Origin of the sequence: Amycolatopsis sp. cmx-11-12 (assembly GCF_046269425.1) — a bacterium.
Lineage (GTDB): Bacteria > Actinomycetota > Actinomycetes > Mycobacteriales > Pseudonocardiaceae > Amycolatopsis.
Map to the genome: position 1 here is coordinate 192,957 of NZ_JADNQM010000003.1, position 21,542 is coordinate 214,498.

The 21,542-nt window shown below is 69.5% G+C and carries 27 protein-coding genes; 18 read left to right on the top strand and 9 right to left on the bottom strand.

From position 1 onward, the window contains the following. Positions 1–122: 122 nt before the first annotated feature. The 4 genes from shbA to ACLARN_RS05465 all read right to left on the bottom strand — a co-directional run bounded on the left by shbA (position 123) and on the right by ACLARN_RS05465 (position 2,145). Positions 123–779 carry an RNA polymerase sigma factor ShbA gene (gene shbA / locus ACLARN_RS05450; RefSeq protein WP_184893966.1) on the bottom strand — a complete coding sequence of 219 codons (657 nt, stop codon included), beginning with the start codon at positions 777–779 and terminating at the stop codon, positions 123–125. A gap of 250 nt (positions 780–1,029) precedes the next feature. Continuing rightward, on the bottom strand, positions 1,030–1,332 hold the full coding sequence (locus ACLARN_RS05455) for a DUF202 domain-containing protein (protein WP_409490176.1): 303 nt from the start codon (positions 1,330–1,332) through the stop codon (positions 1,030–1,032). Beyond that, a complete protein-coding gene (locus ACLARN_RS05460) occupies positions 1,329–1,679 on the bottom strand; it encodes a YidH family protein (RefSeq protein ID WP_409490177.1) in 351 nt (116 codons plus the stop codon). Before ACLARN_RS05460 ends, ACLARN_RS05455 begins: the two co-directional genes overlap by 4 nt. A gap of 10 nt (positions 1,680–1,689) precedes the next feature. Beyond that, positions 1,690–2,145 (bottom strand): GtrA family protein, encoded by a 456-nt coding sequence (locus ACLARN_RS05465; protein WP_409490178.1) that lies wholly within the window; start codon positions 2,143–2,145, stop codon positions 1,690–1,692. Between the two features lie 147 nt (positions 2,146–2,292). Between ACLARN_RS05465 and ACLARN_RS05470 the strand changes: the two genes are divergently transcribed. Beyond that, a complete protein-coding gene (locus ACLARN_RS05470; protein WP_409490179.1) occupies positions 2,293–2,442 on the top strand; it encodes a hypothetical protein in 150 nt (49 codons plus the stop codon). Between the two features lie 81 nt (positions 2,443–2,523). Next, the gene (locus tag ACLARN_RS05475) at positions 2,524–2,835 is read left to right on the top strand and encodes an iron-sulfur cluster biosynthesis protein (RefSeq protein ID WP_409490180.1); all 312 of its coding nucleotides are present in this window, start codon (positions 2,524–2,526) and stop codon (positions 2,833–2,835) included. A gap of 23 nt (positions 2,836–2,858) precedes the next feature. Here ACLARN_RS05475 and ACLARN_RS05480 read toward each other — a convergent pair whose 3' ends face one another. Both ACLARN_RS05480 and ACLARN_RS05485 read right to left on the bottom strand, forming a co-directional pair. After that, positions 2,859–3,983 carry a glycerate kinase gene (locus ACLARN_RS05480; protein ID WP_409490181.1) on the bottom strand — a complete coding sequence of 375 codons (1,125 nt, stop codon included), beginning with the start codon at positions 3,981–3,983 and terminating at the stop codon, positions 2,859–2,861. Beyond that, positions 3,980–4,945 (bottom strand): 2-hydroxyacid dehydrogenase, encoded by a 966-nt coding sequence (locus ACLARN_RS05485; RefSeq protein ID WP_409490182.1) that lies wholly within the window; start codon positions 4,943–4,945, stop codon positions 3,980–3,982. Before ACLARN_RS05485 ends, ACLARN_RS05480 begins: the two co-directional genes overlap by 4 nt. Positions 4,946–5,102: 157 nt before the next feature. Between ACLARN_RS05485 and ACLARN_RS05490 the strand changes: the two genes are divergently transcribed. The 11 genes from ACLARN_RS05490 (at position 5,103) to ACLARN_RS05540 (ending at position 13,643) form a co-directional block, all read left to right on the top strand. Further along, a complete protein-coding gene (locus tag ACLARN_RS05490) occupies positions 5,103–5,630 on the top strand; it encodes a hypothetical protein (RefSeq protein WP_409490183.1) in 528 nt (175 codons plus the stop codon). A 483-nt stretch (positions 5,631–6,113) separates the two neighbouring features. Continuing rightward, entirely contained in the window at positions 6,114–6,923 is an 810-nt protein-coding gene (locus ACLARN_RS05495; protein ID WP_409490184.1) for a CoA transferase subunit A, read from the top strand. Next, positions 6,920–7,675, top strand: coding sequence for a CoA-transferase subunit beta (locus ACLARN_RS05500; RefSeq protein WP_409490185.1), 756 nt, complete (start codon positions 6,920–6,922; stop codon positions 7,673–7,675). The genes ACLARN_RS05495 and ACLARN_RS05500 overlap by 4 nt, the downstream gene beginning before the upstream one ends. Beyond that, positions 7,672–8,850, top strand: a complete 1,179-nt coding sequence (locus ACLARN_RS05505) for a thiolase family protein (RefSeq protein ID WP_409490186.1) — start codon at positions 7,672–7,674, stop codon at positions 8,848–8,850. Before ACLARN_RS05500 ends, ACLARN_RS05505 begins: the two co-directional genes overlap by 4 nt. 25 nt (positions 8,851–8,875) lie before the next feature. After that, complete coding sequence (gene pcaH, locus ACLARN_RS05510; RefSeq protein WP_409490187.1) at positions 8,876–9,610, top strand: protocatechuate 3,4-dioxygenase subunit beta; 735 nt, start codon at positions 8,876–8,878, stop codon at positions 9,608–9,610. After that, entirely contained in the window at positions 9,610–10,158 is a 549-nt protein-coding gene (gene pcaG / locus ACLARN_RS05515; protein ID WP_409490188.1) for a protocatechuate 3,4-dioxygenase subunit alpha, read from the top strand. The genes pcaH and pcaG overlap by 1 nt, the downstream gene beginning before the upstream one ends. Then, positions 10,151–10,945: a 3-oxoadipate enol-lactonase gene (pcaD, locus tag ACLARN_RS05520; protein WP_409490189.1), complete on the top strand. Its 795-nt coding sequence runs from the start codon at positions 10,151–10,153 to the stop codon at positions 10,943–10,945. Before pcaG ends, pcaD begins: the two co-directional genes overlap by 8 nt. Beyond that, positions 10,942–11,346 (top strand): 4-carboxymuconolactone decarboxylase, encoded by a 405-nt coding sequence (gene pcaC / locus ACLARN_RS05525; protein WP_409490190.1) that lies wholly within the window; start codon positions 10,942–10,944, stop codon positions 11,344–11,346. The genes pcaD and pcaC overlap by 4 nt, the downstream gene beginning before the upstream one ends. Before the next feature lie 9 nt (positions 11,347–11,355). Continuing rightward, on the top strand, positions 11,356–12,177 hold the full coding sequence (locus ACLARN_RS05530; protein ID WP_409490191.1) for an IclR family transcriptional regulator C-terminal domain-containing protein: 822 nt from the start codon (positions 11,356–11,358) through the stop codon (positions 12,175–12,177). After that, the gene (locus ACLARN_RS05535; protein WP_409490192.1) at positions 12,170–12,739 is read left to right on the top strand and encodes an NTP transferase domain-containing protein; all 570 of its coding nucleotides are present in this window, start codon (positions 12,170–12,172) and stop codon (positions 12,737–12,739) included. Before ACLARN_RS05530 ends, ACLARN_RS05535 begins: the two co-directional genes overlap by 8 nt. 31 nt (positions 12,740–12,770) lie before the next feature. Then, a complete protein-coding gene (locus ACLARN_RS05540) occupies positions 12,771–13,643 on the top strand; it encodes an AAA family ATPase (protein ID WP_409490193.1) in 873 nt (290 codons plus the stop codon). Between the two features lie 6 nt (positions 13,644–13,649). On the opposite strand, the gene ACLARN_RS05545 is transcribed toward ACLARN_RS05540, so the two are convergent. Then, positions 13,650–14,669 (bottom strand): aldo/keto reductase, encoded by a 1,020-nt coding sequence (locus ACLARN_RS05545; RefSeq protein WP_409490376.1) that lies wholly within the window; start codon positions 14,667–14,669, stop codon positions 13,650–13,652. A gap of 99 nt (positions 14,670–14,768) precedes the next feature. Between ACLARN_RS05545 and ACLARN_RS05550 the strand changes: the two genes are divergently transcribed. Then, a complete protein-coding gene (locus ACLARN_RS05550) occupies positions 14,769–15,341 on the top strand; it encodes a TetR/AcrR family transcriptional regulator (RefSeq protein ID WP_409490377.1) in 573 nt (190 codons plus the stop codon). Here the strand turns inward: ACLARN_RS05550 and ACLARN_RS05555 are convergent. Then, a complete protein-coding gene (locus tag ACLARN_RS05555) occupies positions 15,338–16,372 on the bottom strand; it encodes a nucleoside hydrolase (RefSeq protein WP_409490194.1) in 1,035 nt (344 codons plus the stop codon). The two genes, ACLARN_RS05550 and ACLARN_RS05555, sit on opposite strands and share 4 nt — an antisense overlap. Before the next feature lie 93 nt (positions 16,373–16,465). On the opposite strand from ACLARN_RS05555, the gene ACLARN_RS05560 reads away from it, so the two are divergent. The 3 genes from ACLARN_RS05560 to ACLARN_RS05570 all read left to right on the top strand — a co-directional run bounded on the left by ACLARN_RS05560 (position 16,466) and on the right by ACLARN_RS05570 (position 19,967). Further along, positions 16,466–17,677, top strand: a complete 1,212-nt coding sequence (locus ACLARN_RS05560; RefSeq protein ID WP_409490195.1) for an FAD-dependent oxidoreductase — start codon at positions 16,466–16,468, stop codon at positions 17,675–17,677. Between the two features lie 81 nt (positions 17,678–17,758). Further along, entirely contained in the window at positions 17,759–18,862 is a 1,104-nt protein-coding gene (locus tag ACLARN_RS05565; protein ID WP_409490196.1) for a vWA domain-containing protein, read from the top strand. Further along, a complete protein-coding gene (locus ACLARN_RS05570) occupies positions 18,855–19,967 on the top strand; it encodes an XdhC family protein (protein WP_409490197.1) in 1,113 nt (370 codons plus the stop codon). Before ACLARN_RS05565 ends, ACLARN_RS05570 begins: the two co-directional genes overlap by 8 nt. On the opposite strand, the gene ACLARN_RS05575 is transcribed toward ACLARN_RS05570, so the two are convergent. After that, positions 19,945–20,424 (bottom strand): Lrp/AsnC family transcriptional regulator, encoded by a 480-nt coding sequence (locus tag ACLARN_RS05575; RefSeq protein WP_409490198.1) that lies wholly within the window; start codon positions 20,422–20,424, stop codon positions 19,945–19,947. The two genes, ACLARN_RS05570 and ACLARN_RS05575, sit on opposite strands and share 23 nt — an antisense overlap. Before the next feature lie 70 nt (positions 20,425–20,494). Between ACLARN_RS05575 and ACLARN_RS05580 the strand changes: the two genes are divergently transcribed. Then, complete coding sequence (locus ACLARN_RS05580; protein ID WP_409490199.1) at positions 20,495–21,418, top strand: threonine/serine dehydratase; 924 nt, start codon at positions 20,495–20,497, stop codon at positions 21,416–21,418. Positions 21,419–21,542: the final 124 nt, after the last annotated feature.

Below are 21,542 nucleotides of genomic sequence, written 5' to 3' on the forward strand. Positions count from 1 at the left end.
CGCGGCGGAACAAGCCATGACAAATCTCCGGCCAGAAGCCGGGGAAAGGAAGAAAGTGGGCGGCGCGGGGTCCGGACGCCTGCGAACCGCCGATCAACGACCTGCGGCAGGGGGAGGAAAGATCAGAATTCGTCCTGCTTGACCATCGTCCGCAGGCGGGCCAGTGCGCGGTGCTGCGTCACGCGCACGTTGCCGGCGGAGATCCCGAGCGCTTCGGCGGTTTCGGCGGCGGAGAGACCGACGGCGATGCGGAGGGCGAGGATCTCCTGCTGCACTCGCGGAAGAGTGGAGAGCAGGCGGCTGAGCCGGGCACCGAGGTCCAGGTGCAGGGCGTGCGTTTCGGGCTCGTTGTCGCCGATGGGTCGTTCCGGCAGTTCGGGCACCGGCTCCGACCGGTCGCGGGAGACCGCGCGGTAGGCGTCGGCGACCTTGTTGGCCGCGATCGCGTGCACGAGATAAAGGAACGAGCCGCCGCGATCCTGGTAGCCGGGCAGTGCTTTCAGCACCGCCATGCACACTTCCTGCGCGACGTCGTCCGCCGACAGGTAGGACAGGTCGCGGCCGCCCATTCTGGCGCGGCAGTAGCGGACCACGACGGGCCCGATCATCCGCAGCAGTGACTGGATGGCGGCGGGATTCCCGTCGCCCGCGTCCTTGACGAGGGGATCGAGATCTTCCTTCGTCAGCCGTCCGCCCGGTCGAGGCAGGTTCTCCGGAGTCGTGTATCCGGGGACCGCATCGGGGGTGACGGTTCTGGACGCGCTGGAAAGTGCTTGCATGGTCGTCCTCCCCGGCCGACCCTGTGACCGTCGCTGTCGAGGGGCCAACACTCCGTAACGATTGTGGGCGGCAGATGCCCCGTAAGATCAGATCCATCTACCGCCGTTGCGACGCAGCGTAATCGTAGGCGCCGATCGGACGGCAGTAAAGATTTCAACTAGAGATAGCCCATTCGCCGGAGTCGGCTTAATACAACCGAGACTCCACGTCAGGAAAACCGCGGTCGCGATCGCTGGATGTGTGCGGCCTTTAGCGCACCGCGATCAAAGCGGCCGCCGTCGCTACGACGAGTGCGGAGGCGGTGACAGCAAAGGCGGGGTTAAGAGGTTTCGGGGTCTCCGCCTTGCGCAGTGCCCGTTCACGAAGCGCGCCGATGACGACCAAAGTGATCACCATGGCGCCCGCGAACGCGACCGGGATGACCGTCGTTCCCCAGCCTCGCCGGGCGGCCATGTGCAGGAGCAGGAGTGTGCAGGCAGTAGCCGCGAGCGAGGTCCGGCGCCAGGCCAGCCCCGTCCGTTCCGCTTGCGCTCCGTGATCGCCCGAACTCACGAGAAGACCACCAGTGCCGCGGCGGTCAGGGTGATCGCGAGGATCCCGGCCGTCAGTAAGACCAGCATCCCGCTCTTCGGCAGCGGCTGCCCCGCGCGCATCGCGGACTGCACCTGCCGCCAGCGCGGATACGCGCTCGCCGCGAGTACGGCGGCCAATACGACGCAGAGACCCGCGAGGACGGTGCTCAGCGCGGTCGGGTCGGGGACCAGCTGGTGCACGGCGACGCCGCCGGCGAGCAGGCCCAGCGCCGTCCGGAGCCAGGCGAGGAAGGTCCGTTCGTTGGCGAGCGTGAATCGGTAATCGGGTTCCGAACCGCCTTCATGCGGTCCGTTGATCTCAGCCACTTGAAGAACACTAAGCCTTCCGGCGCGCGAAGACCCACCAGCGAAGGACCGCGAAGCGTGCGATGCCGCCCACGACGCTGGCGGCGAGCAGGGCGCCGGTCTGCTCCAGCGCGGTCGGCTCGGTGATCACCGCGTCGAGGGACGCGAGCACGATCGAGCCGTACGCGGCGTAAAAGGCGAAGGTCACCACGTCCTGGAAGTGCCGCTTGCTCGCATGACTCTTCCGGGTGGCGAAGGTGACCCGGCGGTGGAACTCGGTGTTCCCGACGGTCGTGACCGCGAGCGCGACCAGATTGGCCACCTGAGGGCCGAGGATCGGTTGCAGGACAAGGAAGAGCACTGCCTGCATGCCGGTGGCGACGACACCGGCGACGACGTACCAGGCGGCATGGTGGCCGAGTTCGTGGTGCCGTTCCGGCGCGCGCCGGATGATCCGGTGCCCTGGCGCCCACCTGGTGGTGGTCATACCGACGACGCTACTCCTTGTTTCACAAACTTGTGAAGCCAGTAAACCGGCTGGGGGCTGTGATCCCGGCGACAGCACCGTCGTTTGGCCGCCGGCGTCATCGGGTAGGCCACAGGGGGCCGGGTCGAGTACAGCACGCCCCGGCCGATGTCCGATGAGGAGGGAGCGGCCGAGTCGAGCCGCCCGAACGCTGGAGCGGGGCCGACCGGTTCGTCGGCCACGCCCGCGGAGATCCACGAAGGAGAGTCTCACGCCATGCGGCTGGCCGAAGAGGAGCCGGACGTCGGCGAAAAATGATCTTCACTCAGACGGCAGGCCATGCCGCGACCCCCTAGCGTGGTCCGTCAAGTGCAAGACCGCGACGAAGGAAGGGCAGAGATGCTTACAGTCACCGAAGCCGCCGCCGAGGCGATCACCGCACTGACGGGGCAGGAAAACGGGCAAGACGGAGGCGGACTGCGGTTCGCGATGCATTCCCAGCAGGGGGACAGTCCCCAGCTCGCGGTCTCCGTCGCTCCCGAGCCGGAAAGTGGCGACAGGGTGCTCGGCGCCGACGGGGGCCCGAAGGTGTTCTTGGAACCCGAAGCGGCCGCGCTGCTCGAAGACAAGGTGCTCGACGTCCAGCAGGACGAGACCGGCGAAGTCGCCTTCGCCGTACTCCCGCAGGCTCAGCCTCAGCCTGGCAGCTGAGCTCGGCGGGTTCAGGCTTTACTTTAAGTCCGGGCCCAGGCACGGACCAGCTCGCCGGCCCGCTCGCGCAGGAGTTCCGCCGCGTGCGCACGCGCGTGGTCGAGCGAAGGCGCGTGGTCGATCAGGGCGGCGCTGCCCACCACACCGAGGCCGGCGAGCTGGCTCTCGTCCAGCTGGATCCGCCCGGCCAGCACCATCAGCGGCACCGCGTGCTCCTGTGCGCGGGCCGCGATGCCCGCCGGGGCCTTGCCGTCGAGACTTTGCTCGTCCAGTGAGCCCTCGCCGGTGATGACGAGGTCGGCGCGCTCGATGGCGGCGGCGACCCCGGTGAGCCCGGCGATGAGCTGGAAACCGGATTCGACCGTCGCCCCGAGTCCCGCGATCGCACCGGCGGCGACCCCGCCGCCCGCTCCCGCGCCGGGGATGTCGGAGACGTCGGGAGTCCCGGCGTTCCGCAACGCCTGCGCCCAGCGGGCCAGGGATTCGTCCAGTTGCTCGACTTCGCGCGGGCCCGCGCCCTTCTGCGGTCCGAAGATCGCGGCTGCGCCCCGCGGTCCGAGCAAGGGGTTCGTCACGTCCGTGGCGACGGCGACCGTCACGTCTCCGAGCCGTTCGCGCACCGGGCCGAGTTCGGCCGAGGCGACGCGGCCCAGTGTGCCGCCGCCGAGTCCGACGGGTGCGCCGAACGCGTCGAACACCCCGCCGCCCAGCGCCGCCAGCATCCCGGCGCCGCCGTCGGTGCTCGCTGTTCCGCCGACCGTCAGCACCAGCCGCCGCGCACCGTTGTCGAGCGCGTGGGCGAGAAGTTCGCCGACGCCCCAGGTGTGCGCGGCCAGCGCCACTTCCGGGCTCGGTTCCACGAACTCGATCCCGCACGCACGGGCCGACTCGATGTAGGCCGTCCCGTCGAGCATCACGTAACGCGCGTCGACGGTGGCTTCGAGTGGTCCCCGGACCGGAAGTTCCACGAGACGGCCACCCGCCGCGACGAGGACGTCGAGCGTTCCCTCGCCGCCGTCGGCGACCGGGCAGGAGGAGACCTCGGCATCGGGCAGTGCGTCGCGGACGCCGTCGGCGATCGCCTCCGCGGCCTCGATCGCGGTCAGGCTTCCCTTGAACTTGTCGGGCGCGATGACCACACGAGTCATGGACGAACCTCCGTCAGCGGGTTCCCGCCGGTGAGCACCGACGCGACGTTTTCGGCCGCGAGCACGGCCATGGCAGTACGGGTCTCGACCGTCGCCGATCCGAGGTGCGGCGTCAAGAAGACGTTTTCGAGGCCGAGCAGGCGAGGCTCGACCTCGGGTTCGGCTTCGAACACGTCGAGGCCCGCTCCGGCGATCTCGCCGGCTTCGAGCGCGTCCGCCAGTGCCGCCTCGTGGACGACCGGACCACGCGTGGTGTTGATCAAGTACGCGCCCGGTTTCATCGACCTCAGCGCGTCCGCGTCGATGAGGTGCCGGGTGTCCGGCGTCAGGGGGCAGTGCAGGGAAACGACATCGGAGCTTTCCAGTAGTTCGTTGAGGGACAAGTACTTCGCGCCCAAGGTCCGCTCGACGTCTTCCGCCGCCCGCGACCGTCCCGAGTAGACGATCCGCATGCCGAAACCGAGCGCCCGCCGTGCGACCGCCTGCCCGATCTGGCCGAGCCCGACGATCCCGAGCGTCTTGTCCTGTAGTCCGGAACCGAGCAGGAAACCCAGGTGGAACGACCACGGCGTGCGCGAGCGGATCACCCGTTCGCCTTCACCGAGCCGCCGCGTGACCGCGAGGATCAGCCCGAACGCCAGATCCGCGGTGGCGTCGGTGAGCACGCCGGGGGTATTGGTGACGGTGATCCCGCGTTCGGCCAGCGCCGGGACGTCGACGTTGTCGTAGCCGACGGCCACGTTCGCCACGACCTTCAGCCCCGGGCCCGCCGCGTCGGCGACCGCGCCGTCGATCCGGTCGTGCAGCATGCCGACGATCGCGGAGGCGCCTCGCACGAACTCGCGGAGCTCGTCCGGCGTCAGCGGCCGGTCGGCGCGCGACAGTTTCACCTCCCCGGCTTCGGTGAGCACTTTCAGCGCTTCGTCGGGAATCCACCGGGTCACCGCGATCGTCGAGGTCACCTCGTCAGCCTAGTGTGCGGCAGTTGGTATCCCAAACGCGCGAATCCCCGTAATGAGGGAGGTGCTTCCCCTGCGCGGGGGAGTCGTCACCGGCGGGCTTCCCGGGATCGTCGTAAGCGCGGAAAAGCTCCGCGACCAGGGGATTTCAGGGGTGGAAATGAAACGATCACGAGAACTGGCGGCCGTCGGTGCGGCGATGGTCCTCACCGCGACACTCGCCGCCGCCGGTCCGGCGTCGGGTGCGGAAGAGGGCAAGGGGAAACCGACCGAACCGAGCCTGGTCGGCAGCGCCAAGATGCTGCGGAAGGGCGGCGACGACGTCCGGTTCACCTTCGACGCCCACGGCCTCTTCCCGGACAGCCGCGGGACGTTCCGGGTGAGCCACGCGGTCGGAGAGATCTCCGCCTACTTCCAGGGGACGGTCGACTGCCTGGTGGTCGGCGGCCCGGTCGCCGTGGTCACCGGCATCGTCAAGGACACGAACGTTCCCGGGCTCAAGGAGCGCCGGGTCGGGATGTCGGTGTACGACCACGGCAGGCGCGACAGGGTCGGCTACAGCTGGGGGCCCGATCCCGACCACGAGTTCGTCGTGCCGCCCTGTATGAGCAGTGCGACGGTCGAGACGGTCGAGACCGGGGACTTCAGAGCCGTCGAGTGGTTCCCGTCGGGCAGTGGGAATGGCTGAGGGGGGTCGGCGCTCGCGTAGTCGTCGCTGACGTCCCAAGTACATGAAGGCCCCCTTCCTTGCGCTAGACGCAGGGTTCCGGCAAAGTCGCAGAGCTGCTGGTCAGCGCTGCTTTTGGTAATCCGGACTTGGCATCGCTGGTGCCAGGAAGGGCTGAGCGGGGGAGGATTTCGGACGTTCAACGTCCGAAATCCTCCCCCGCTCAGGGGGCTCCGCAACCGGTGGGCCCGCTGACGATGCAGGAATGGGGACACTCAACTTCCCAATTCCTCCATCGTCAACCTCGCGCAGCGACGAATAGTCGCCCGAACTGCAAGATCTCGACTTTGAAGACCGTACCGAGTCGCGGGCCTTCACGACTCGTCGCGCCATCACCGGCACCTTCACGCACTCGATCAAAGAATGGAGTGCTCGACCGGCTCCGCTGTGCTATGTTCATATGCAGAACAGGTGTGCGCGATACGAACAGGTCAGGGAGTGGGGATGGCGGAGCTGCTGTCGTTGAAGGAGGCCGTGGCACGGCTGGTGCACGACGGGGACGTCGTCGCGCTCGAGGGCTTCACGCACCTCATCCCCGTAGCCGCGGGCCAGGAGATCATCCGTCAGCGCCGCACCGGCCTGACACTGGTCCGCATGACCCCGGACATCGTCTACGACCAGCTCATCGGCGCGGGTTGCGCGAGCAAGCTGATCTTTTCCTGGGGCGGGAATCCCGGTGTCGGCTCGCTGCACCGCTTCCGCGACGCGGTCCAGCACGCGTGGCCGGTGCCCTTGGAGATAGAGGAACACAGCCACGCGGGCATGGCGAATCGGTACGTCGCCGGTGCGTCGGGCCTGCCGTTCGCGGTGCTGCGCGGTTACACCGGCACCGATCTTCCCGCGCAGACCGACACGATCAAGCCCATCACCTGCCCGTTCACCGGTGAACAGCTCGCCGCCGTCCCCGCGCTGAACCCGGACGTGACGATCGTGCACGCCCAGCGCGCCGACCGGTCCGGCAACGTCCAGATCTGGGGCATCACGGGAGTGCAGAAGGAGGCGGTGCTGGCGGCGAAGCGATCGCTGGTCACCGTCGAGGAGGTCGTGGCCGAACTGGAGCCCCGGCCGGGTGCGATCGTGCTGCCGTCGTGGGCGGTCACCGCCGTCGCCGAGGTTCCCGGCGGCGCGAGCCCGTCGTACGCGGCGGGATACTACGAACGGGACAACGACGCCTACCAGGCATGGGACGTGATCGGCCGGGACAGGGAGAGCTTCACCCGCTGGCTCGACGAGCTGATGGGAGTGAAGGCATGACCGAGTACACCTCCGACGAGATGATGAGCGTCGCCGCCGCTCGCGCGCTCGGTGATGGGATGTCCTGTTTCGTGGGCATCGGCCTGCCCAGTACGGCGGCCAACCTCGCCCGCCGCGGGCACGCGCCGAACCTCACGCTGATCTACGAATCCGGTTGCCTCGGCGCCAAACCGACCCGGCTCCCGTTGTCCATCGGCGACGGCGAACTCGCCGACACCGCGGACGCCGTGGTCAGCGTTCCCGAGGTCTTCAACTACTGGCTCCAGCCCGGCCGGATCGACGTCGGTTTCCTCGGCGCCGCCCAGCTCGACAAGTTCGGCAACATCAACACCACCGTCATCGGTCCGGACTACGCCAACCCCAAGGTGCGGCTGCCCGGGGCTGGCGGGGCGCCGGAGATCGCCGCGTCCTGCCGCGAGGTGTTCGTGGTGCTGCGGCAGAGCCCCCGCACGTTCGTCGAGAAGGTCGACTTCGTGACGTCGTTCGGCCACGGCACCGGCAAGGGCGACCGCGAGCGGCTCGGGCTCCCCGGCGCAGGGCCGACGCTGGTGGTCACCGACCTCGGCCTGATGCGGCCCGACCCGGAGACCGCCGAGCTCACCCTCACCGAACTGCATCCCGGGATCGAGGTCGATCAGGTCGTCGAGGCGACCGGGTGGAAACTGAAGGTGGCGGGCGACGTCGGAACCACCCCGGCGCCGACCGAGGCAGAACTCCGCATCCTCCGAGACCTCAAAAGGGCGAGCGCATGACCGACGTCTTCCTGTTCGACGCCATCCGTACCCCGTTCGGCAAGTACGGCGGCGCCCTGTCCGGGGTCCGGCCGGACGACCTCGCCGCCACCGTGCTGCGGGCGCTGGGCGAGCGCAACGATCTCGACCCGGCCACCGTGGACGAGGTCGTGCTCGGCGACGCCAACGGCGCCGGCGAGGACAACCGCAACGTCGCTCGGATGGCGGCCCTGCTGGCGGGCTGGCCGACGAGCGTCCCCGGCGCGACTGTGAACCGGCTGTGCGGTTCCGGTCTCGACGCGGTCATGCAGGCGAGCCGGTCGGTCCAGGTCGGTGACGCTTCGCTCGCCGTCGCGGGCGGGGTCGAGTCGATGAGCCGCTCGCCGCTGGTCATGCAGAAACCGGAGAAGGCCTTCCCCGCCGGCAACCAGACGTTGCACTCCACCGCGCTGGGCTGGCGCATGGTCAACCCGAAGATGCCCGAGCAGTGGACGGTCTCGCTCGGCGAGTCCACCGAACAGCTCGCCGAGCGCTACGGCATCGGCCGCGACGAGCAGGACGCGTTCGCCGTCCGCAGCCACGTCAACGCCGCCCGCGCCTGGGACGAGGGGTTCTACGACGACCACGTCGTCCCGGTCGAGGGCGTCGAACTCACCCGTGACGAAGGTATCCGCCCCGATTCCACCCCGGAGAAGCTGGCGAAGCTCAAGCCCGTCTTCCGTCCACAAGGGACGGTCACGGCCGCCAACGCGTCGCCACTGAACGACGGCGCGTCCGCGTTGCTGCTCGGTGACGAGGCCGCCGGGAAGCGGCTCGGCAAGGCACCGCTGGCCAGGATCGCGGGCCGGGGCGCTGCTGGCGTCGACCCCGACGTCTTCGGCATCGGCCCGGTCCGCGCCGCCGAGATCGCGCTGGAGCGCGCCGGGATCGGCTGGGACGACCTGGCGGCGGTGGAACTGAACGAGGCCTTCGCCGCGCAGTCACTGGCTTGTTTGCGCGACTGGTCGAAGCTCGACCCGGAAATCGTGAACGTGAACGGCGGCGCGATCGCGATCGGGCATCCGCTGGGCGCCTCCGGCGGCCGGATCCTCGGCACCCTCGCCCACCACCTGCGCCGCACCGGCGGCAGGTGGGGGCTGGCGGCCATCTGCATCGGCGTCGGCCAGGGGCTGGCCGTCGTGCTCGAAGCTCACTGACCAGCGCCTGGAGGAGGCAAGCAGCATGTCCGCACCCGCAGAACTGAGGCTCCCGCGCTACCGGCGCGATCCGGAGGGAACGCATCCGCCGCTCGACTACGCCGGGTACCGGTCGACGGCGCTGCGCCACCCCCAGGAGCCGCTGATCGTGCTCCCGCACCTGCTGACCGAGATCACCGGCCCGGCGCTGGGACAGGGGCGGGTCGGCGAGTTCGACAACGACCTCACCCAGGGCCACGCGGGTGAGCCGCAGGGACAGCGGATCATCGTCACCGGACGGCTGCTCGACGGTGACGGACGGCCGATCCGGGATTCGCTCGTGGAGATCTGGCAGGCGAACGCGGGTGGCCGATACCGGCACACCTTGGACCGATGGCCGTCACCGGTGGACCCCAACTTCGACGGTGCGGGCAGGACGCTCACCGATTCCGAAGGGCGCTACACCTTCACCACCATCAAACCGGGCGCGTACCCGTGGAAGAACCACGACAACGCCTGGCGGCCGGCGCACATCCACTTCTCCGTCTTCGGCAGCGCGTTCACCCAGCGGCTGGTCACGCAGATGTACTTCCCGGAAGACCCGCTGTTTTCGCAGGACCCGATCTTCAACTCCATCCCGGACGAGAAGGCGCGGCAGCGGATGATCGCGCGATTCGACCTCGACCGCACCGAAGCCGAGTGGGCGCTGGCCTTCCAGTTCGACATCGTCGTACGCGGCCGCGAGGCGTCGGTCTTCGAGGACGAGGAGGACGAGCACTGATGCCCGAGACGACGCCTTCCCAGACCGTCGGCCCGTACCTGTCCATCGGCCTGCCCTGGCCCGACGGGCCGGACGTCGTCCCGGCGGACGAACCGGCCGCGATCCGCATCCACGGCAGGGTCCTCGACGGCGCGGGGAACCCTGTCCCGGACGCGATGATCGAAACCTGGCAGGCCGACGGCGACGGCCGTTTCGACCACCCCGACGACCCGCGCGGAGCGGTCGCGAACGGGTTCCGGGGCTTCGGGCGCTGCCCGACCGATCCGGGTGGGAACTACGAGATCCGGACGATCATGCCCGGCGCACTGCCCGGTCCGGCGGGCAGCACGCAGGCGCCGCATATCGACGTCTCGGTGCTCGCGCGTGGTCTCCTGCACCGCGTCGTCACCCGGATCTACTTCGAGGACAACGACAACTCCCAAGATCCGGTGCTCGCCTCTGTCCCGGAAGCCCGCCGGGGCACGCTGATCGCCACCAAGGACGGCGACGGCTACCGGTTCGACGTCCGGTTGCAGGGCCAAGGGGAAACGGTGTTCTTCGATGTCTAGTTCTTCGACGTCCGACCCAGTGAAGGTGCACAGCGTCGCGGAAGGGCCCGTGGACGGTCCCGTCGTGGTGTTCAGCGGGTCGCTCGGCAGTGACCACCGCATGTGGGAGCCGCAGGTGAAACCCTTGGTGGAGCAGGGTTTCCGGGTGATCTGCTACGACACCCGCGGGCACGGCGCCTCCCCGGCCCCGCCCGGGCCGTACGCGCTTGAGGATCTCGGCGGTGACCTGCTCGCGCTGCTCGATGAGCACGGCGCCCAAAGGGCTCACGTCGTCGGGCTTTCGCTCGGCGGGATGACCGGGATGTGGCTCGGGGTGAACGCGCCGGACCGGATCGAGAGCCTCACGCTGTGCTGCACGTCCGCGAAACTCGGGCCGCCGGAGATGTGGGCGGACAGGGCGAGGACCGTCCGGGAGAACGGCACCGGATCCGTCGCCGAAGCCGGAGTCGGCCGCTGGGTCACCGCCGGTTACGCCGCCGCCCATCCCGATCGGGCCCGGTTCCTGCGCGAGATGATCGAGAGTGTCCCCGCCGAGGGATACGCGGCGTCCTGCCAGGCCATCGAACGGATGAACCTCGTCGGCGACCTGCCCAAGATCGTGGCGCGGACGCTGGTCATCGCCGGGGCCGAGGATCCGGCCACCCCGGTCGATCACGCCGAAGTGATCGCGGGCGGCATCCCGGACGCGCGGCTCGAGGTCGTCGAAGGCGCCGCGCATCTGGGCAACTTCGAACAGCCGGAGCGGTTCACCGCGCTGATCCTCGAACACCTGGAGGTGGCCCGATGAGCGAAGACCCCTACGAGACCGGGATGCGGGTGCGCCGCGAGGTCCTCGGTGACGCGCATGTCGATCGCGCGGTGGCCCGCACCACCGAGTTCAGCCGCCCGTTCCAGGACTACATCACCCGGGGCGCGTGGGGCTCAGTCTGGTCGCGCGACGGACTCGACCGCAAGACCCGCAGTTGCGTCACCCTGGCCGCGCTCACCGCGCTGCACGCCCACGACGAACTCGCCATGCACGTCCGGGCCGCCGTCCACAATGGACTCAGCGCGCAGGAGATCTCCGAGGTCCTGCTGCACACCGCCGTCTACGCGGGTGCCCCGGCCGCCAACGCGGCGTTCGCCGTCGCCCAGCGGGTGCTGGCCGAACTCGGTGAGCCTGCCGCTCAGGAAGAGGGTGGCGGTTAGGGTTCTCGTATGGACGAAGGCGAGGTGACCGAGCGCGGAGCGCATCATGTCCAGTCGCTGGAGCGCGGGCTGGCGGTGATCAAAGCGTTCAACGCGGACGCGGCCGAACTCACGCTGAGCGACGTCGCCCGCTCCACCGGGCTGACCAGAGCGGCCGCCCGCCGGTTCCTGCTCACCCTCGTCGACCTGGGATATGTGCGCACGGACGGCAAATACTTCTCGCTCACCGCGCGGGTCCTCGAACTCGGCTACTCGTACCTGTCGAGCCTGTCTCTGCCCGAGGTCGCCCAGCCGCATCTGGAACGGCTGTCCGCCGAGGTGCACGAGTCGAGTTCGGTGTCGGTGCTCGAAGGTCCGGACATCGTCTACGTCGCGCGGGTGGCCGTCTCGCGGATCATGACCGTCAGCATCAATGTCGGCACTCGCTTCCCGGCCCACGCGACGTCGATGGGGCACGTCCTGCTGGCCGACCTCGAAGGCGAGGACCTGCACGGCTACTTGGACGCGGCCAAACTCGAGAAACTGACCGCGCGCACGCTGACCAGGCAAAAGGACCTGATCGCCGAGTTGGAGCGGGTCTATCGGCAGGGTTACGCGATGGTCGACCAGGAACTCGAAGAGGGCCTGCGTTCGATCGCCGCGCCGATCCGGGACCGGCGCGGCAAGGTCGTGGCCGCGGTCAACCTCTCCACGCACGCCAGCCGCACGACGCCCGAGTCGGTCGAGCAGGAACTGCTGCCGTCGCTGCTCAACGCGGCGAGAGCCATCGAGACCGACCTGGCCTCCGCGCCCCCGATCAAGGCGGGGCACACGAAGGCAGGACATGGCTGAGAACGCCGGGCTGCTGCTCGCGGCCGGGGCCGGGCGCCGGTTCGGCGGGCCGAAGGCACTGGCCGTCCTCGACGGCGAACCGTTCGTCGTCCGGGCGCTGCGAGTGCTCACCGACGCCGGCTGCGCACCGGTCCGGGTGGTGCTGGGTGCCTCGGCCGCGGAAGTCCGTGCGCTCCTGCCTGACTCCGGGGCCGCCGTTGTGGCCGAAGACTGGGAGTCCGGCATGGGTGCGTCGCTGCGGGCGGGCCTGAAGGCACTGGAAACCAGCAGTGCCGTCGCCGCCGTCGTGCATCTCGTCGATCTGCCCGGCGTCGGTGCCGAAGTGGTGCGCCGGGTCGCGGACGGGGCCGGTGAGAACACCGTCGCGCGGGCGGCCTACGACGGCGTCCCCGGTCATCCCGTCGTGCTCGGCCGCCGCTGGTGGCCGGAGATCGTGGCGGGCGCGTCCGGGGACAAGGGCGCGCGGGACTGGCTCAAGGGACGCCCGGACCTGAGGCTCGTCGAATGCGGCGACCTCGGCACCGGGCACGACGTGGACCGCCGCAGGGATCTTCCAGGCTGATCTCCCGCTCCCCGAGGCTTACGATCGGGAAGTGACCGTCGAATCGCCCGAGAAACTGGCCGAAGCCCTCGAATCGGTCGGCTACCTCGCCGACGACGGCATCGCCACGGCCGGGTTCCTCGCCCTGCGGCTCGGCCGCCCGCTGTTCTGCGAGGGGGAGCCGGGCACCGGCAAGACCTCACTCGCCTTGGGACTGGCCGAAGCACTCGGCATGCCGCTCATCCGGCTTCAGTGCCACGAAGGGATCGACGCGGCGCAGGCCCTGTACGAATGGGACTTCCCCCGCCAGTTACTGCATCTGCGGGCGCTCGAAGCCGCCGGTGACGGCGGCCTCGACGTCGAGGCCGCCGAGCAGTCCCTTTACACCGAACGGTTCCTGCTCTCCCGGCCGCTGCTGAAGGCGTTGCAGACCGCGCCGTGCGTACTGCTGGTGGACGAGATCGACCGCGCCGACGACGAGTTCGAGGCCTTTCTGCTGCAACTCCTCGACGAGAACGCCGTCACCATTCCCGAGTTCGGTGAGGTGCGCGCCGAGCATCCGCCGCTCGTGGTGCTCACCTCGAACCGAACCCGGGAAGTCCACGACGCGCTCAAGCGCCGCTGTCTCTACCACTGGCTCGAACATCCGGACCTCGGCCGCGAGATCGAGATCCTGCGCCGCAAGATCCCGAACCTCGGCGAAGGACTCGCCGCCCAGGTCGCGGCGGCGGTGCACCGGCTCCGGGCGATGGAACTGCTGAAACCACCCGGGGTGGCGGAATCCCTCGACTGGGCTCAGGCGCTCCTCGCGCTGGAAATGTCCGAACTGGACGCCGCGGCGGCCGCGCGGACGCTCGGCGCGGTGCTCAAGTACAGCGAAGACCTCGACCGCGTCCGCGCCAAGCTGGACAAACTGCTCGCCTGACCGAGGTCAGCGACGCCGCAGTGCCGGGTCGAGCAGCGACGGCGGGGTGTCCATCTTTTCGTCCGGGGCGAGGTCGACGCCGGGAGCGACGATCCCGTCGATCGCGTCGAGGACGTCGGACGGCAGCACCGTGTCCGCGGCGGCGAGCTGGGATTCCAGGTGCTCCAGGGTGCGCGGCCCGATGATCGCGCTGGTCACGGCAGGATGCGCGGTCACGAAGCCGAGCGCGAGCTGGATCAGCGTCAGGCCTGCCTCGTCGGCGACCTTGGCCAGCCGTTCGACGGCTTCGAGCCGGGCCCGGTTGGCCGGGACGGTCAGGTCGAAGCGTTGCGGCCGGACCTTCGAGCGGTTGGTGGTGATCTCCTGCCCCTCGCGGACCGCGCCCGAAAGCCAGCCCGAAGCGAGCGGGCTCCACGCCAGCACGCCCAGCCCGTACTCCTCGGTCACCGGCAGCACGTGCGTTTCGATGCCACGCTGCAGGATCGAGTAGCTGGGCTGTTCGGTGACGTACCGGCTCAAGCGGTGTTCGCGGGCGGCCCACTGTGCCTGCACGACGCGGTACGCCGGGAACGTCGACGAACCGAAGTAGCGGATCTTCCCCGCGCGCTGGAGATCGGTCAGCGCCGAAAGGGTCTCCTCGTCGCTGGTCTTCGGGTCCCAGCGGTGGATCTGGTAGAGATCGACGTGGTCGACGCCGAGGCGGCGCAGGCTGTGGTCCAGTTCGGTGACCAGCCAGCGGCGTGAAGCGCCCTGATGGTTGCGGTCGTCGCCCATCGGCATGGTCGCCTTCGTGGCCAGCACGATGTCCTCGCGGCGTCCGGCGATGGCCTTGCCGACCATCTCCTCCGACTCGCCCGCGCTGTACATGTCGGCGGTGTCGACGAGGTTGATCCCGCCTTCGAGGGCGGCGTCGACGATGGCGGTGGCCTCGTCCTGGGTGGTGCGCCCGATCGCGCCGAAGTTCATCGCGCCGAGCGCGAGGGTGCTGACCTGCACACCGGTCCTGCCCAAGGTGCGGTACTGCATGACGGTGTCCTCCATGGCAAGATAAGCAAGCGGAACGTTGCTCCGCTAACGATACGGAACACTGTTCCGTTTGGCAACCATGGTGGAGGATGCCGCGTGGTGAGTGAAGAAGGCGCCAAGTCCAAACGCGCGGACGCCCGGCGCAACGAGAAGACCCTGCTCGACGCGGCCGCCGCCGTTTTCGTCACCTCGGGGGTCGAGGCGCCGGTCCGCGACATCGCGGCCAAGGCGGGTGTCGGGATGGGCACGATCTACCGGCACTTCCCGACCAGGGCCGACCTCATCATCGCCGTCTACCGGCACCAGGTCGACGCCTGCGCCGAGGCCGGGCCGGAACTACTGGCGTCGAGCGATTCCCCGTACGAGGCGTTGCGGCGCTGGATCGACCTCTTCGTCGATTTCCTGGTCACCAAACACGGTCTCGCCGCCGCGTTCCAGGCGGACAACACCGGTTTCGAGACGCTGCACGCCTACTTCCTCGACAGGCTCCTGCCCGTGTGCGCGACGTTGCTCGACGCCGCGGCCGAATCCGGCGAGATCCGCTCGGATCTCCAAGCGATCGAGGTCATGCGCGGCGTCGGGAACCTCTGTATCGGCGCAGACAGCGACCCCCGCTACGACGCTCGCCGGATGGTCGGGGTCCTCATCGCGGGACTGCGCGTCACGACCTAACCGTTCAGCATCTTCAGGAAGCCGTTCTCGTAGGCCACGGGATCGGCGTCGTAGCCGACGTTCTGCGAAGTTCCCTTCGGTGTCACGTAAGTGCGGCCCGCCGCGGCACCGTCCTGCCGTACGTCGACCTTCGCCTGCCGCAGCTTCACCGGGCTCACGGCGTCGAACACCTCGGACGAGGCGAGCGTGTCCCACCAGAACGCCGTCCCGTCCTGGACGTACGGCGTGAGGTCGGGCTGCGTGACGATGGAGTGCACCAGTTTCGCCTCCGCGGTCCGGCCTTCGCGGCCCAGACGCTCCGCATAGGACGGTGTGATGGGGACGTCGTTGGTGGCGTCCAGTGGAACGATGTCGACCCGGCGGAGCCCGGCGAAGACCTTGTCCGCCGATGCGGGGTCGAGCCACATGTTGACTTCTTGGGTGCCGTCGAACTTCTTCGCGTCCGGGCCGAACACGTTGCCGGGGACGTCGAAGGCCCCGCCCATCACCGAGAGCCGCGAAATCCGTTGCGCCACACCGGGAACGTCCATCGCCTTCGCGACATTCGTGAGCGGGCCGGTCGCGATCACGACGACCGGTTTCGCCGACTTGAGCACCGTCGCGGCGAGCAGGGTCGACGCCCGGACCCGTGACGGACGGTCCGGAATCCCCGCGTCACCGAGTGCGCCGTTGAGGATGCTCTCGGTCCAGGCGCGGCTGTCGGCGGGCATCGGATTCACGCCGGTGTCGGAACCGTCGGCGACCGGAACACCGGAGAGCCCGCATTTCCCGAGCGCCGTCCGTACATGGGTCAGCGCGCGCCCGGGGATTCCGGCGCCGTTGTTGGTGACGGTGACCGCGCGCAGATCGATGCGGCGCTGCTTGTGCGCCTGGCACAGGTACGCGAGCGTCGCGATGTCCGCGAAATCGGAGTCGCCGTCGAACACGACCGGGACCGGTGAGGACGGCGGGGTCGCCGAGGCGGCCGGGGCGGCGGCCGCGCCGAGGGCGCAGGCGAGGAGGGCGGCGAGCACGGCACGGGACGAGAACATGGCGTCACCGTAGCGAGGATTCCCAGCGGGACCTAGGTCCTCTTCGGTGCCGAATCCATGGCGGCGGCCCGCCTGGCGCGCTACAACTCGGTTATGGAACGGACACAGTGTTGTGTGGTGGGGGGCGGTCCGGCGGGGATGGTGCTCGGTCTGCTGCTGGCGCGAGCCGGGGTGGAGGTCACCGTCCTCGAAAAGCACAGGGACTTCTTCCGTGATTTCCGCGGTGACACGGTGCATCCCCCGACGTTGATGCTGCTCGACGAACTCGGCCTCGGTGACCGGTTCGCGGAACTCCCGTCGAAACGGCTGGAGAAGATGCGGATGGTGATCGGCGACGCGACGATCGTCGCCGCCGATTTCAGCCGGATTCCCGGGCCGCACAAGTACATCGCGATGGTCCCGCAGTGGGACTTCCTGAACCTGCTCGCCGAAGCGGCGGCCGCGGAACCGACGTTCACCCTGCGGATGGGCGCCGAGGTCACCGGACTGCGCCAGGGCGGCGGGGTGCGCTACCGCGATTCCGACGGCGTGGAACGGGAACTGGCCGCGTCGCTCGTGGTCGGCTGCGACGGCCGGGATTCCCTGGTGCGCGCGGAAGCGGGGCTCGTGCCGCGCGAGTACGACGTACCGATGGACGTGTGGTGGGTCCGCGTGCCCAAACTCGAAGACACGGGCAAGGAAGCCCAGGTGTTCGGCTGTTTCGCGAACGGCCTCGCCGGCGTGACGATGGACCGCGGCGACTACTACCAGACGTCGTACCTGATCAGGAAGGGCCAGAACGAGGCGCAGCGTGCCGAGGGCATCGAGAAGTTCCGCGAACGGATCGGCGGCCTGTTCGGCTGGGGAGCGGGCGAGCTCGCCGCGATCCGCGATTGGGACGACGTCAAACTGCTGAAGGTCCGGATGTCCAAACTCCCGCACTGGTACTCCGGGCGGGTGCTCTGCATCGGTGACGCCGCGCACGCGATGTCACCGGTCGGCGGGATGGGCGTCAACATCGCGGTGCAGGACGCCGTGGCGGCCGCGCGGATCCTCGCCGCCCCACTGCGGAGCGGCACGCTGACCGCGCGGGACCTGGGCCGGGTGCAGCGCCGCCGGAACGTCGCCGTCACCCTCGCCCAGAAACAGCAACTGGGGGAGCACAAGATGCTCATCGAGCCCGCACTCGACGGGACGCTCACCGCGCGGACCATCCCCCTGCCTCTCCGGATCTCGGACCGGTTTCCGCTGCTCACGGGCCTGGCGGCGGTCATGGGCGGTATCGGCCCCCTCCGCGAGAAAACCCCCGTCTTCGCCCGCCGCTGACGCCGCGTTTCGTCCTCTAGTTGCGGTAGTTGCACGCGCAACTACCGCAACTGGAGGACGAAACGCGGGCACAATGGAGAGGTGAGCGATCCATTGGCGGGTTTCGTCGGCTTCGCGGAGGCTTTGCGCGAAGCCGGTTTGCCGTGCGACGCGCACCGAATCCAGGCGTACCTCTCGGCGGTCGGCGAGGTCGACCTGGCCGACCCCGAGCAGCTGTACTGGGCAGGACGGCTGACGCTGTGCGCCGACCCAGACGACCTCCCTCACTACGACACCGCGTTCGACAGCTGGTTCACCGAGGCCGAAACCGGTCCCCGGCGGCGAGGCCGGGAGGCGCCCCCGAAGCGCGCCAGGATCGCCGCGCTCGCACAGGCGCCGGCCCAAGGCGAGTCCGGCGCGGAACCCGACCAGCTCCGCGTGGCGGCGAGTGAGGACGAGATCCTGCGACACCGCGACCTCGCCGAACTGACCGTCGCCGAACGCGCTCACCTGCGGGAACTGCTCGCGAAACTGCGCCCGGCCCTCCCGCTGCGGACCTCGCCGCGCCGCCGCGCCGCCCGGCGGGGCAAGCTCGATCCGTCGCGCACGCTCCGCGCGATGCTGGCCGGTGGCGGCGAACCCGTGCGCCTGGCATACCGGCGGAGGGGCGCGAAACCCCGCCGCCTCGTCTTCTTGATCGACGTCTCCGGCTCGATGGGCCCGTACGCCGACGCCCTGCTGCGGTTCGCGCACGTCGTCACCCGGCGCGCTCCCGGCCGCGTCGAGGTGTTCACCCTGGGCACCCGGCTCACCAGGGTGTCCCGCCAGCTGCGCCTGCGCGATCCCGAGCACGCGATGCTCGCCGCGGCCGCCGCCGTCCCCGATTTCGCGGGCGGGACCCGCCTCGGCGAGACCCTGCGAGCGTTCCTCGACCGCTGGGGACAACGCGGCGTGGCCAGGCGTTCCGTGGTCACCGTGTTCTCCGACGGCTGGGAACGGGGTGACCCCGGCCTGCTCGGCGAGCAGCTCGCCAGGCTTCGCCGGCTCGCGCACGCCGTATTCTGGGTGAATCCGCACGCGGGGCGGGCGGGTTACGCTCCCGTGCAGTCCGGCATCGTGGCCGCGCTCCCGTACCTCGATCGGCTGCTCGCCGGGCACAGCTTGGCCACGTTGGAACGACTGCTTCTGGAGATCGCCGATGCGTGACGTACTGGACGAACTGCACCGCCGCTGGGCGGCAGGTGAGACCGTGGGGGTCGGCACGGTGGTGGCGACGTTCTCGTCGGCGCCGCGGAGCCCGGGCGCGGCGATGCTCGTCGCGCCGGACGGCACGGTCACCGGCAGCGTCTCCGGCGGCTGCGTCGAGGGCGCCGTCTACGAACTCGCGCAACAGGTGGTCGCCGACCGCGCACCCGTGTCGCAGCGCTACGGCGTCACCGACGACGACGCGTTCGCGGTCGGGCTGACCTGCGGCGGGATCATCGACATCTACGTCCAGCACGTCGACCGCGACTCGATGCCGGAACTCGGCGACGTCGTCGAATCGGTCCACAGTGGACAGCCGGTCGCCGTGGTGACGGTGATCGAGCACGAACGGGAAGGGCTGGTCGGCGAGCACCTGATCGTGTGGCCGGACCGCGTCGCCGGTTCGCTCGGCTCCTCGCGGATGGACGACGCCGTCGCCGACGACGCGCGCGGGATGCTCGTGGCCGGTCGCACCGGCACGCTGCACTACGGGCCGGACGGGCAGCGCCGCGGCGAAGGGATGACGGTCTTCGTCAACTCCTTCGAGCCGCCCGCGCGGCTGCTGGTGTTCGGCGCGATCGACTTCGCCGCCGCGATGGCGAAAATGGGCGCCTACCTCGGCTACCAGGTCACGGTCTGCGACGCGCGGCCCGTGTTCGCGACGAAGAGCCGGTTCCCCGACGCGCACGAGGTCGTCGTCGACTGGCCGCATCGCTATCTGACCGCCGAGGCCGAGGCTGGCCGGATCGACGGCCGGACCGCGATCGCCGTGCTCACCCACGACCCGAAGTTCGACGTGCCACTGCTGGAGGTCGCGTTGCGGCTCGACGTCGGCTACGTCGGCGCGATGGGCTCGCGCAAGACCCACGACGACCGGTTCGCGCGGCTGCGCGAGGCCGGGGTCACCGAGGCGGAACTCGAACGGCTGTCCTCACCGATCGGCCTCGACCTCGGCGCGCGGACACCGGAGGAGACGGCGGTGTCGATCGCGGCGGAGATCATCGCGCTGCGGTGGAGCGGTTCGGGGTCGCGGCTCGCCGAACTCACCGGCCGGATCCACGGCTGACGCCGGGAACCGGGATCGCCTGACTCGACTTGACCACGTCGAAGGCAGGCAGGGTTTCGAACCGTTTGACGTGCTCGGTGAACAGCTCCCTGGCCAGGTGGCGGCTCGCCTTGAGATCCGGGGTGAGCAGGACGACGACGTAGTCCCACTGCCCGACGATGCTGTAGCAGTGCTGGACTCGCGGTTCGGCCAGCATGCGCTCGCGGAACGCATTGTGGTGCTTCACGTCGTCGTCGGTCAGGGCGATCAGGATGACCGACGCCATCCCGGCGCTCAGCGCCTCCGGATCGAGCACGGCGACCTGAGCGCGGATCACGCCCGCCGCGCGCAGCCGGGTCAGCCGCCGCTGGACCGCGCTCGGGGAAAGGCCGACGGCGTCACCCAGCTCGTGCAGCGGGCGGGCCGCGTCGACCTGGACGAGGTCGAGCAGCAGGTGGTCGATCTCGTCGAGAGGCACGCAAGATTTTTGCACGCGGGCGGGAAAATTTACAATCGGCATGATCGGCTTCCGGCCTAGCTTGGGCGTCATGACCGACATCGACCTCCAGCTGGACCACATCGCCGAGGCGGCGAAAGTGATCGACCCCGTTTTCCTGAACTCACCGCAGTACAGCGACGAACAGCTGAACGAGCGGCTCGGCCGTCGCGTGCTGGTGAAGGTCGAGACGCTGAATCCGTTGCGCAGCTTCAAAGGCCGCGGCGCGGACTACTTCGCCGCCGGGCTGGAGCCGGGCACCACGATGGTGTGCGGCACGAGCGGCAACTTCGGGCAGGCCGTCGCCTTCGCCGCCAGGAAACGCGGCCTGCGGGCCGAGGTGTTCGTCCCCATCGACATCTCCCCGGTCAAACTCCGGCGGATGAAGGCGCTGGGCGCCCGGGTGCGCCGGGTCGACGGCGAGGCGAAAGCCGCCGCTGCCGCCTTCGCCGCCGAAGCGCCGGATCGCGTCTTCGTGGTCGACGGCCGCGAGCCCGCGATCTCCGAAGGTGCGGGCACGATCGGCCTGGAACTGGCACGGGAGAGCGGGATCGACACGGTCGTCCTCCCGGTCGGCGACGGCGCGCTGATCGCCGGGGTCGCGCTCTGGCTCAAGTCGCACTCGCCGGACGTCCGGATCGTCGGCGTCGGGACCGAGTCGGCTCCGGCGATGGCGAGGAGCTGGCGGGCGGGTGAACCGATCACCGTCGATCGGGCGAACTGGTTCGCCGGTGGGATCTCGATCCGGACCCCGGAGTCGGAATCCATCCGCCGGATGCGGTCGCTCGTCGACGACTTCGTGCTGGTCAGCGACGACGATCTGCGCGCGGCCATGCGACTGGGTGAGGAAATCCTCGGCGTCGTCCCGGAACCCGCGGGCGCCGCCGGCCTGGCCGCGCTGACCGTGCACGACCTCCCGGGGGAGTTCGCCGCCACCGTGGTCACCGGGGCGAACGCCGCCTGGCCCCGGGAGTAAGGACGGTTCTAACCGTCATTGCCACTCACGAGTCAGTACCAAAGGGACACTCGCCCATACTTCCGTATCTGCGCCACTTTTCCTTCCTTTCAAACGCATTTGCGGGCCCGGCCGGGAGTCACCC